Source organism: Pedobacter nyackensis, from assembly GCF_900176505.1.
Lineage (GTDB): Bacteria > Bacteroidota > Bacteroidia > Sphingobacteriales > Sphingobacteriaceae > Pedobacter > Pedobacter nyackensis.
This window is the reverse complement of the sequence record NZ_FWYB01000012.1, coordinates 159028-171240: the sequence shown is the minus strand read 5'-3', so window position 1 is coordinate 171240 and position 12213 is coordinate 159028. Positions and strand designations below refer to the sequence as shown.

General features: G+C 39.5%; 10 protein-coding genes and 1 tRNA gene. 1 reads left to right on the top strand and 10 read right to left on the bottom strand.

The features are described 5' to 3' along the window. Positions 1 to 520: 520 nt before the first annotated feature. Entirely contained in the window at positions 521 to 991 is a 471-nt protein-coding gene (locus tag B9A18_RS19110; protein WP_084291142.1) for a DinB family protein, read from the bottom strand. 460 nt (positions 992 to 1451) lie between these two features. On the opposite strand from B9A18_RS19110, the gene B9A18_RS19105 reads away from it, so the two are divergent. Then, positions 1452 to 1970 carry a hypothetical protein gene (locus B9A18_RS19105; RefSeq protein WP_200816398.1) on the top strand — a complete coding sequence of 173 codons (519 nt, stop codon included), beginning with the start codon at positions 1452 to 1454 and terminating at the stop codon, positions 1968 to 1970. A 61-nt stretch (positions 1971 to 2031) separates the two neighbouring features. On the opposite strand, the gene B9A18_RS19100 is transcribed toward B9A18_RS19105, so the two are convergent. The 9 genes from B9A18_RS19100 to B9A18_RS19060 form a co-directional block, all read right to left on the bottom strand. After that, on the bottom strand, positions 2032 to 3183 hold the full coding sequence (locus B9A18_RS19100; protein ID WP_084291141.1) for a tetratricopeptide repeat protein: 1152 nt from the start codon (positions 3181 to 3183) through the stop codon (positions 2032 to 2034). 150 nt (positions 3184 to 3333) lie between these two features. Beyond that, positions 3334 to 3405: transfer RNA gene (locus B9A18_RS19095), tRNA-Glu, on the bottom strand. A gap of 134 nt (positions 3406 to 3539) precedes the next feature. Next, positions 3540 to 4973 carry a chromosomal replication initiator protein DnaA gene (gene dnaA, locus B9A18_RS19090; protein WP_084291151.1) on the bottom strand — a complete coding sequence of 478 codons (1434 nt, stop codon included), beginning with the start codon at positions 4971 to 4973 and terminating at the stop codon, positions 3540 to 3542. Positions 4974 to 5170: 197 nt separating this feature from the next. Next, positions 5171 to 5848 carry a pseudouridine synthase gene (locus tag B9A18_RS19085; RefSeq protein ID WP_084291140.1) on the bottom strand — a complete coding sequence of 226 codons (678 nt, stop codon included), beginning with the start codon at positions 5846 to 5848 and terminating at the stop codon, positions 5171 to 5173. Positions 5849 to 5882: 34 nt separating this feature from the next. Further along, complete coding sequence (locus B9A18_RS19080; RefSeq protein WP_084291139.1) at positions 5883 to 7136, bottom strand: murein hydrolase activator EnvC family protein; 1254 nt, start codon at positions 7134 to 7136, stop codon at positions 5883 to 5885. Between the two features lie 27 nt (positions 7137 to 7163). Further along, positions 7164 to 8036, bottom strand: coding sequence for a cysteine synthase CysM (cysM, locus tag B9A18_RS19075; protein WP_084291138.1), 873 nt, complete (start codon positions 8034 to 8036; stop codon positions 7164 to 7166). 2 nt (positions 8037 to 8038) lie between these two features. After that, a complete protein-coding gene (epsC, locus tag B9A18_RS19070) occupies positions 8039 to 8851 on the bottom strand; it encodes a serine O-acetyltransferase EpsC (RefSeq protein WP_200816397.1) in 813 nt (270 codons plus the stop codon). 55 nt (positions 8852 to 8906) lie between these two features. Next, positions 8907 to 10361: an aminoacyl-histidine dipeptidase gene (locus B9A18_RS19065; RefSeq protein ID WP_084291136.1), complete on the bottom strand. Its 1455-nt coding sequence runs from the start codon at positions 10359 to 10361 to the stop codon at positions 8907 to 8909. A gap of 66 nt (positions 10362 to 10427) precedes the next feature. Next, positions 10428 to 12113 carry an ATP-binding protein gene (locus B9A18_RS19060; RefSeq protein ID WP_159452696.1) on the bottom strand — a complete coding sequence of 562 codons (1686 nt, stop codon included), beginning with the start codon at positions 12111 to 12113 and terminating at the stop codon, positions 10428 to 10430. Positions 12114 to 12213 lie beyond the last annotated feature (100 nt).

Sequence of the window (12213 nt, the reverse complement as noted above, 5' to 3'; positions counted from 1 at the left end):
GAAAACGCGTACTACAACAGTACCCCATCTTCAGCTAATCATCAAAAAAATCAACATAACTTAGCAGAATCAGCTATTCGTCCTTCACAAGCTACAAAACAGATAAATCCACTGTGACACTAATCCCCATTAATAATGACACGACACGCTGACTATTGTATACAATCATATAGTATATACTATAATCCTCCACATTTATACTTAAGCGCCCTTCATAACCAAAAGATTTAGTGCAAAAAAAATCCTTACAGTTTAACTAAAAATAACCTTACCATAGCCCCATCCTAAGGATGTATTTAAAATAAAAATGGATTTTAAAGAGGTAATCTGCCTGAGCCGATTATCTGGAAGTTTTAATGACGCAAGAGATGCATTAGCGTCTAATTGGAGCTTATAGATACCAAAAAGAAACAGCTGAATGCAGTAACCATTATCTATCAGAATCTGGGAGGTGGCAGGAAATAAAAATGCCCCCAATAAGTGTCTAACTTTTCGGGGGCACTTCATAGACCGGCCCTTTTTATGAAGTCGTTTTCCAGATACCAAGCAAACGCCTGATAACTATAATTTCAGCAATATGATAAGCTGAATGATCGGCAATCTGAAGCGCTTCTCTCAAAAGATTTTGCCCACTTCCATGGGCAATGGGCTCGTATAGATCCTTCGTCTGAATCATTTCAATGAATGCCATTAAATCATCATCAATCTGTTTCAAAGTTTTATCCCAACTACTTTTATCGGGTGGGGCAATTTCCCTTGGCCAATATTCATCGGGCCATCTTGGCGATTTATGACCGCCATCTTTGCTAAATTCAAGCATGTCCCATTGGGCAATTCTAATGTGTTCAACAAGCTGCCAAATACTATAAGGTAAATTATGCGGCCTTTCTCCAAGTAAGTCAAAGGGAATATTTGCTGTTGCATCTTTTAATCCCACATGAGCGCTACCACCGTTTAATATTTTTTTCAGTTCTTCTATCAAGGCTGTCATTTTGTGAATCTATTTATATAGTATGATTTACAAACCACTATTATTAATACAATTCACCATAATTAAAGTTTGTATAACGATTTCCTACTCAATGAGGATCCATGCATAACTCTCTGATTGCCGTAATGTCCTTTCTTACTGTTTTATCAGCAATATTAACTCTCACCTTACTATTTTGACTACCGATTTTACTGCTGCTGAGCTACGCTCTGTTTCAAATAGATCGCTAGCTTTTCCACGCATTCCTCCAAGGAAAACCAGTTTGTGTCTATAACAAGTTCGGGTTTTTCTGGTATTTCAAAAGTATCATTTACACCAGTAAGATTATAATTTTTTTCAGGATGCCCATCAGGTATTAACATAAAAGCATTCAATAGATTCTGATGTCGATGGATAATTAAATAAGAAATGAACTGTAGCGAAATTTGTATCTCACTCGTTTAGGCAAGAAACAACCAATATGAACCGAAACCACTACCTACTGATCATTCTGCTGATTGCAAGCATGCTTACGTCCTGCAAAAAAAGCGACATTGAGTATGAAAATGATTTTGATAAAAGCTTTAAAACCTGGCAAGCTTTCAAAACCTCATCCAACAACTCCTATCGTTATAAGGTATATTTCGCCTCATGGGTAGGTTACAGTCACGAAACCACAATCACCGTAAAAGATGGTAAGGTAGTTGAACGCGCTTTTATAGCCAAATCTATTGAGCGGCCATCCAATCAAATTGTTGTACGTGAAGAGTGGGTTGAAGATGCAAAGACCCTTAATACCCATCAAAATGGAGACGCTACACTCACTCTGGACGACCTCTATCACAAAGCCAAAACCGAATGGTTATTGAAAAGAAAAGACGCCGACGTTTCTCTGGAAACAAAAAACAATGGAATGATCTCTTCTTGTGGGTTTGTGCCCCATAATTGTGCAGATGATTGTTTTAGTGGAATCAGCATCACTTTAATAGAAGCTATTTAGTTGATAACCCCGTTTTACTAAAGCCAGAGCGGGGTTGCTAACTAAATATTGTTTTATCTTCTTAGCTTTTTCCTTGCAAGTAAGCAATCCTCATTTTGACATACTTAATTACCTCTTTACGTTTTTCAGGATCAGGTTTGCTTGCCAGATACAGATGGTAATATTTTAAAGCAGCCTTTTTGTTATCCATTTTAAAATCGTTAATCAACCCAAGATTATAGTATGCACCTCCGGTATTTTCAAAATCAAAACTTTTGTGATAGGCAAGATTTGCATCTTTAATCATCCCTGTCAATTCGTAAATCTCTCCCAAAATCTGATAATAATTCGATATATATGGTGAAATTCCCTCCTTAATAGAAAGTTTCATATAGTCGGCAGCTTTTGCATAGTTTTTTAGTTCTTTATAACACAGAGAGGTATAGTAAAAGCTAGATTCTGTCGACTGCTGCAACCGTTCAATAACGTTGTACATATCAATAGCTTTTTGATATTCTTTATTGAGGTAATATGCCTTTCCAAGATTACTAAGGACATAGCCTGAACTATCACCATAAACCATCAGCTTTACGCCTGTCTGAATAGTTTCATCCATTTTTAATAAGGCAATGCAAACCGGCATTTTGGCTTTTAAAAGTGAAAGATTAGCCGTATCGGCAATTAACGCAACATCCAATACATGGTAAGCAGAATCATTTTTATTTAATTTATTATAGCTTGTTGCCAGATCAAATGCTACATCTGGATGTGTAGGATTGATCTTGTTTGCCTTTTCAAGATAACCTATTTTTTCTGGAGATACCGGATTCAAAACAAGCGAAGCGAGTTGCTTGTAAACATTGAAATTCATGCTATCTATCTTTATGATCTCCTTGTAAAAACTCATCGCCTTCCCTTCATCTCCCCTACGAATACTGATAGCGGCCAAATTAAATAAAACAGGTAGACTGGCTGGTTGCTGCCTGTATAACTTTAAATAACTTTTTTCGGCAACTGCCAGATTCCCTGCCATCAGGTTTGTATAGGCAATTTGCGCGAGTTCTTTCGGCTGATCTGTTTCGGCGCCGTAAACTATTTGCAGATAAGCCGTCGCTTCCGTGTAACGCTGACTTTGATAGAATTCAATCAGTTTTTCCTTGTCAATTGTATTAGAGGACTGAGCTAATGCAGAAGATGTGCATAGTGTAAGAATAAAGTAGAGCAGCTTTTTCATATCTCTTTTGCTTATAACTAAGATATTAGTTATAAGCTGTTATTCCTAATTTAATTTATTAAATCGGATAACAAACTTGGGATTGATCCACCCGGCGGGTTCGCTAATAAAAAAAGGCCTCGATGTGATTTAACATCGAGGCCTTTTTAGTAGCCCGTAGGGGAATCGAACCCCTGTTTCCAGAATGAAAATCTGGCGTCCTCACCCCTAGACGAACGGGCCATTTAGTGCTTTTCAGCGCTGCAAAGGTAGTATTCTCATTTAATCGTCCAAACTTTTTTTAAAAGTTTTTCAAATCCGAGCACCCTCTTTTCAGAATCTATCTGATCCTGTTGCGCTTACACTAAAGATGAGCACTAGCTCATCTTTAATTTCTTTTCGATATCGTTTACGTAAGCTCTGAATTTCTTATCTGTCTGGATTAAATCCTCTACAGTTTGGCAAGCATAAATCACTGTCGAGTGATCCCTTCCTCCAAAAAATGCACCTATAGTTTTCAATGAACTTTTGGTCATACCTTTTGCCAGGTACATTGAAATCTGACGAGCCTGCACTACCTCACGTTTACGGGTTGGTGCTTTAAGCAAGTGAACAGGTACTTCAAAGTAATCACAAACCAGTTTCTGAATGTAATCCATAGAAACCTCTTTAGTCGTGTTTTTGATAAAGTTTTTAAGCATAGATTTAGCCAGTTGCAAATCTATCTCTTTCTTGTTCATGGTCGACTGAGCTAACAATGAAACCATTGCTCCTTCCAGCTCACGTACGTTGTTATCTATATTGTGCGCTACGTATTCAACTACTTCATCAGGTAAATCGATACCATCAGCATACATTTTCTTTCTAAGGATAGCAATCCTTGTTTCTAATTCAGGAATCTGAAGATCTGCTGAAAGGCCCCATTTGAAACGACTCAACAAACGCTCTTCCAATCCTGATAAATCCTTAGGAGCCTTATCAGAAGTAATGATGATCTGTTTTCCAGACTGGTGTAAATGGTTAAAGATATGGAAGAAGATATCCTGAGTTTTCTCTTTTCCGGCGAAGTTGTGTACATCATCCATGATGATCACGTCCATTGCCTGATAGAAGTTTACGAAATCATTGATTGTATTGTTCTTTAACGACTCCACAAACTGCTGACAAAACTTCTCGCATGATACATAGATAACCAACTTATCCGGTAAGCTCCTTCTAATCTCGTTACCGATCGCCTGAGCCAGGTGAGTTTTACCTAAACCCGAAGCCCCATAGATCATCAAAGGATTGAATGATGTTGCTCCCGGTTTAGCCGCTACAGCGTGTCCGGCCGAACGTGCCAAACGATTACAGTCGCCCTCAACATAAGCCTCAAAAGTGTAACTTGGATTCAACTGAGGATCTACATTCATCTTCTTCAATCCCGGAATTACAAAAGGGTTTTTGATATCCCTGTTGATGTTAACCGGAACAGGCATAGATTGCTTCCTATTAGTAGACCCGTTACCGTTAGATGGCATGTTGGTGGTGTATGGTAATGCACCGTTTGTTGTCGACTTATCTACAACGATATTATACTCTAGTCTACCTTCATCACCAAGTTGCTGTTTTACGGTCTTACGCAATAAGCCAACATAGTGCTCTTCTAACCACTCGTAGAAGAATAAACTAGGCACCTGCACGGTCAAAACCCTATCTTCCAGTTTAAGGGCTGATATCGGTTCGAACCAGGTTTTGAAGCTCTGGGCCGGGATATTATCCTTTATAATTTGGAGACAGTTATTCCATACTTGTGTACAAGTGATTTGCATATTTTTCTTTAATATTTTATGGTTTACAATAATAAAAACGAAGGATTGACCCATCGTTTTGGGAGTGCGAAGATGGTAAAATTTACTAACATTAACAGATAAAATTTGACCTTTTTCGTAACTACTTAACTAGCAAAAGAATAGAAACCGACATTTTTTTAGCCGCTGTGGATAACTGTTTTCAATGTGCAAAACTTTCACATTTTCAACATTTCCATAACCCTCAAAAACTCCTCCTGAACCGATGATTTTAGATGGATCTTCTCTCCCGTTACCGGATGAGTAAATATTAATTCTGATGCATGAAGCAACATTGTGGTCATTTCCCACTGCTCCTTAAAGAATTTATTCTGTTTGTTGCAACCATGCTTCCTATCGCCTATAATCGGATAAAAGATATGGGCAAAGTGCCTCCGCAACTGATGCATACGGCCTGTTGTTGGTGTAGCTTCCACCAACGAATACCTGGAAGTCTCATGTTTTCCAAAGGCCACATCAATTTCGGCCCGTTTTAAAGTAACAAATGAAGTGAACGCTTCCTGAACGGTGCCATTCTCTTTCGCCAGAGGATAATCAATATCCAGCTGATCGGGGGCATACCCTCTTAGTATAGCCAGGTATTTCTTTATAACCTGCCCGTTTTGAAATTGCTGATGCATCGCAATCTCCACATCCTTCTCAAAAGCGAACAATAACAGTCCACCTGTTTTTCTATCTAACCTATGTACAGGACTAACATGGCGGCTCACCTGATCCCTTAGCAGCTGCAGTGCAAATTCTTTCGCATCATTAGCAATTGATGAACGGTGTACAAGCAATCCATGTGGTTTATTAATCGCGATTAAGTGATCGTCCTGGTATACAATTTCAAGCATTTATCTTTTTGCCACGAAGGTAAGGCTTTTGTTTTTATTTTGCTATCCAGGCTTCAGGATTGAGCTTGTTCTGGCCACGCATAATTTCAAAATGTAGTATCGGCCCATCCTCTTTAGAAGCCACGATACCCAATGTTTGCTTAGTTTCTACTTTGTTACCTCTGGCTACATTAACCGTCTTTAAGTTTTGGTAAATGGTAAAATAATCACCATGACGTAATGCCACAATATATGTACCATATAACTCTCTTACAAACAAAACCTCCCCTTCAAATACAGCCTTTACTGCTGCTCCCTGTTCAGTTAAGATATTGATACCATCGTTGGTATAATGTGCTTGCCCTTCAGTATGGCTACCAAATCGCTCAACTATCGAATACTGACCAACAGGCCACGGTAAACGGCCACGGTTATTTTCAAAACCGGCAGATAATTTAGCAGATTCTGGCGAAGCCGTTAAGTAGTTACTGGTAGTTTTTCCTTTAGTAACCGGCACCGGCCTTCCTTCAGCAATTGCCTTTTGTGCTGCAAGGCGCTCTTCTTCTTCTGCCTTTTTACGCGCTAACTCAATTTCACGTTGGATGGCGTTACGGATTGCCCTGTCTATTTCTGCCTGTTTACGTTTACGGGCAGCAATGTCTTGCCTGAATTGCTTCTCCTGTCTGCTGATCTGATTGAGCATTTGCGCCTGTTCAGTTTTATTCTTACCAAGCTTTACCTTCTCCTGCTCCTGCTCTGTCAGCAAACTGCTTTTTTCTTTCAAATTTTTATCTAGTACTACAATCTTGTACTCTATCTTTTTCTTAGTTCCCTGAATATAATCAGCTTGTTTTTTACGGTATTGTCCAAATTGCTGGAAATACTTGATGCGTTTATAAGCCTGATTGAAGTTATCAGAAGCAAAAATAAACATCATCTTATCGTATGCATTCTTATTTCGCTGCGCAAAACGCACCATTCCGGCATATTCATTTTTCAACTGCCCCAGCTGACTTTTTAAAGTATGCACCTCATTGGTGTTTTCATGGATCTGGTTATCCAGGTTTTTGATTTCAGAATTGATTACTGATATCTTATTCTGCATCAGCCTGATTTTGGCACTAACGGCCCTAATCTGCCCCATAGTCATCTTTTTGCTACTCGAAGTTGCGTTCAGATTTCTTTGCAGCAAATCAATTTCCCGCTGTATCGCTTCCTTACTTCTCCTCAGTTCAGAACTGGTTTGAGCAAATAAGGTAGAGGTAACGGATATAAAAAGGAATAATAAAAGTAATCTCTGTAGCTTCATTGTGTAATCAAAAATAGCATATTAGGGCTATCCAAACAAATCGCTGCTCAAATATCTGTCGCCACGATCGCAGGTAATGAATACAATAAGTCCTGATTCAAGCTCTTCGGCAAGTTTTAAAGCACAGGCTAAAGCGCCTCCACTGCTCATTCCTGCGAATATCCCTTCAACCTTTGCCAGTTGTCTTGCCTTCTCCGTAGCCTCCTGCTGCGAAACATCCATCACGCGGTCTACCCTACTTGCATCGAATATTTTAGGCAGGTACGCTTCCGGCCAACGGCGGATACCCGGAATAGAAGATTCTTCTGTAGGCTGACAACCCACAATCTGTATCTCCGGGTTCTGTTCTTTTAAAAACATAGAGTTCCCCATAATACTGCCCGTTGTGCCCATCGAACTTACAAAATGGGTAATTTTCTGATTGGTATCACGCCAGATTTCAGGCCCTGTGGTTTTATAATGCGCCAGATAATTATCCGGATTAGCGAACTGATCAAGTAAAAAATACCCATGCTTATCACGCTGTTCTTCAGCGTAATCACGACAAACTTCTATAGATTCCAATAAGGTAACTTTAGCACCAAATGCCTCCATCGTTAAAGTGCGTTCTCTTGTTGAGCTTGCAGGCATCACGAGTTCAATTTCCAGGTCGTATATACTCGCAATCATTGCCAGTGCAATACCGGTGTTACCACTCGTAGCCTCAATTAGACGGGTACCCTTTTTAATATCTCCACGCTCAATCGCACTGCGGATCATATTTAAAGCTGCACGATCCTTTACACTACCACCCGGATTGTTCCCCTCCAGTTTTGCAAATATTTTAACATTAGGATTCGGATTTAACTTGCTAATCTCAACCAAAGGGGTATTCCCTATAAATTCTATAATGTTTCCCATTTTTACTTGGTGTCTTTTGTTTCTATAACTTTTACTGAGGATTGGTGGTATACCGTAGATCCGGAAGGTACGCTTTTGGTAAGCCATACGTTTCCACCTATAATTGAATTGGAGCCGATTACCGTTTCACCGCCCAATATGGTTGCCCCAGAGTAAATGATTACATGATCTTCAATCGTAGGGTGCCTTTTGGTATTGCTCATGTACTTCTCTACACTCAAGGCCCCCAAGGTTACACCCTGGTATAATTTAACATGACTACCAATTACTGTTGTTTCGCCAATCACCAATCCGGTACCATGATCGATGTACAAATATTCACCGATCACAGCACCCGGGTGGATGTCAATTCCTGTAAGCGAATGTGCGTACTCCGTTAGTATGCGAGGTACTATGGGCACATCAGCCTTCAATAAAGTATGTGCAATCCGGTACAAGGCGATAGCCAGAAAACCCGGATAGCTTCTAATCACTTCAAACTCACTTTTTGCTGCAGGATCTCCGGTTAAAATAGCTTCAATATCGGTATTCATCTTCCTATACAATTCAGGGAGCCCGGCAAAGAACTCCGAAACAATCGTTTCATTATTACATTGCTCACATGCTTTGGTCGCATTTAACAATTTAACCAGTTCCCTTTCCTGCTTATTAAACAAGCGCTTGATCTCATTGATCGAATAATCAGGTGTGGTTAAACGCTCCGGATACAACAAATTCATCAGATTCATTGCCCAGTCGGCCAGCTCCTGATTAGAGGGTACAGGCTCAATACTGTTTTGTTTATTAAAAATATGAAGATAAAATTCCTCGTTCATTGAATATTGATTACTAATTAATTAGAGCTTACAAATAAATGAATAAATAGTGATTTTAACGAACCGGTATTTCCTGCAGCACATTTAAAAGATAATACCAGAACTTATTAACCGACGAGATTTGTACCCTTTCATCAGGAGAATGTGCGCCATGAATGGTGGGACCAAAAGAAATCATATCCATACCGGGCAAGTGTGCACCCAGTATACCACACTCTAAACCGGCATGACAAGCATTTACATTTGCCTCAGCATTAAAGTTTGTCATATACAATTTCCGCATCAGGGATAAAATCTTCGATTCGGCATCAGGTTTCCACCCCGGATAATCACCGCTGGTGGTTACTGTACTGCCTATATTTTCAAATGCTGCACCTACTGCAATAGCTACATCTTCCTTAGTACTTTCAACACTGCTACGTTGTAGCGACTTGGTGATAAACTCTCCGTCTTTAATGATCACTCTGGCCAGGTTTGTAGAAGCTTCAACCAGATCCGGGATATCCGGGCTCATCCTGAAAACACCATTTGGCACCGTGTATAAGGCATTGATAATTTTATGGTAATCTTGTTTATCCAGCACCTCTAAAGGTAGCGTGTTTTCCTCTACGTTGATCTTTAAACCAGGCTCTATGGATTGATATTCAGCTTTGATCACTTCAGAGAAATCGCCGATAAAAGAAAGGAATGCTGATTTCTGATCATTTGAAACGGCTACAACAGCACTTGCCTCGCGAGGAATGGCGTTTCTTAAACTTCCACCTTCCAGTGAAGCCAATTGCAGATCCAGTACTTTATTACCATTATACAACAATCTGGTTAATAACTTATTGGCATTTGCCCTTCCCTTATGAATGTCCATACCGGAATGACCACCCAACAAGCCCTTAATTGAAACTTTAAAGGCTACACTATCATTCACAACTGAATGGTGTTTATAGCTGTATACCGTGGTTGTATCAATACCACCAGCACATCCTATAGTCAGCTCATCATCTTCTTCCGTATCCAGATTTAACAAGATATTGCCCGATATATTAGAGGGGTCAAGCTGCTTAGCGCCCGTCATACCTGTCTCTTCATCAATGGTAAACAAAGCTTCTAAAGCAGGATGTGCAATATCATCCGCAGCCAATAATGCCATAATCGTGGCTACTCCAATACCATTGTCGGCACCTAAAGTAGTACCTTTAGCCTTTACCCAGTCGTCATCAATATACATTTCAATACCCTGTGTATCAAAGTCAAAGTCGCTATCGCTGTTCTTTTGGTGAACCATATCCAAATGCGACTGAAGTACAACAGTTTCTCTGTTTTCCATTCCTTCAGTGGCCGGCTTTTTAATCACCACATTACCAATATGATCCTTTATGGTTTCTAAGCCCAGATCCTTACCAAAGGCAACCATAAATTCTATTACTTGTGCTTCATTTTTGGAAGCTCGTGGTATCGCGTTTAACGCTATAAAATTATTCCAAAGGGCTTGAGGTTCTAAATTTCCTAATTTCATTATGTAACTTCTACTTGTATTTTGAACAAAGCTAAAAAGTTAAATGAATTTAAGATTTAATAACCGCTAAACATGTGATTTTTGTGGCAAAAATAAATTACTGGTCTCCAGTCGTCCGACCTTAATCTGTTTAAGCTTATGCAGCAATTCGTTTGTTTGAAAAGGCTTACTAATCATATCATTCATCCCAACCTCCGTCACCGCCAACTCAATCTCTCTTGATAAAGAAGCGGTTAAAGCTACAATATAAACATCTGCCTTAGATTTATCCTGGAGCGCTCTCAGCTTTCTGGTGGTTTCATAGCCGTTCAGCACAGGCATATGGATATCCATCAGCACCACATCAAAATCGTTTTCATTTATAATATCCAGCACCTCTTGTCCATGCTCTGCCACCGTTAACGAAACATTCCATTTCGAAAATAACTTTTTCATAAACAAGATGCTCATCATATTGTCCTCAGCCAACAGCACCCTTAATCCCGAAATGTCGACCGGATCATTATCGCCGCTCAATTGCACAATCCCCTTATCGGCTAATCCAGTCTGATAAAAAATATCAAAATAGAACTTAGCCCCGGCATTGATTTTACTTTCAACATGAACTTCACTGTTGTGCAGTGTAAGCAGGTGCTTTACAATAGATAAACCCAATCCAGTACCTCCATATTTCCGGGTTGTGTTTCTCGAAGCCTGCACAAAAGGTTCAAATATATGATGTTGCTGTTCTGCACTAATCCCAAGTCCGGAATCCCTGACTACAAATCTTAACAGCAACAAATTATCATCTCGCTGCAAAAGCTTTACCTTAAGTTGAACACCGCCTTTCTGAGTGAATTTAATCGCATTTCCAACCAGGTTATATATGATCTGCAGTAATCTGGTCGGATCACCAATAATATGCTGATCATCTAATTCCGGGTCGATCGTCAACGTACAGTACAAGCCCTTTTCAACCGCCTTTATACTCAGGCCAGCACAGGCATTCGCTAAAAGCGCTTTCAGGTTAAAAGAAATCGATTCCAGTTCTACCTTTCCCGAACCCATTTTATTAAAATCAAGAATATCATTAATCAAGGTTAGCAGGCTTTCGGCCGAGAACTTCAAAATATCGAGATGCTCATTTTGTTCTTTCTCTTTGCTGTCTTCAATCAACAGATTTGTTATCCCGATTACCGAGTTAAGTGGCGTTCTCAATTCGTGCGACATGGTGGAAAGAAATAAGATTTTAGCTTCATTAGATTCCGCCAACTCATCGTTTAGCTTCTCCTTCTCCTCTATGGTATTGTAAATCGCATTGCGATAGAAGTAATGCCCAAGTAGTATAATGGTTGTATTGAGCACTATAATGACTACAGATGCAGCCATAGAAACGTCAGGCAAGCCCAGACTAAGCGTATCTGTGTTATGTATAAACATGCCTACCGAAACGGTGCCAATAGCAACAATAGAATAAAAAATGCCCCATCTGTTGCTTAAGCCATAAAAGCTCCACATGCAGATCATAAATACATTTTGTATCGTAATCAGGTTTAAAGAGTAATTCGGGCTGAGCATTTTCGACCACATGAATGCAATGTTCAAAACTAAAACAAAATGCATCAGATGAGCTAGATAGCCTGGTCTTGACAGTAAAATTTTGATTACAAATAGCGTAATCAAAATAGCGAACGTACATCCAGCTATAAGTTCTATTTTACCGTCGGCGATATACTCCGGTAAAATCACACCGAATTTTAAAAAATTAAGCATAAAAACCCAAAAGAATACAATAATCTGGGCCTTTAATATTGGGTCTGTGGTACTTTCAAGCGTTTTTTTGAGCGACCAGTTAGATAAACTTAGAGATGAC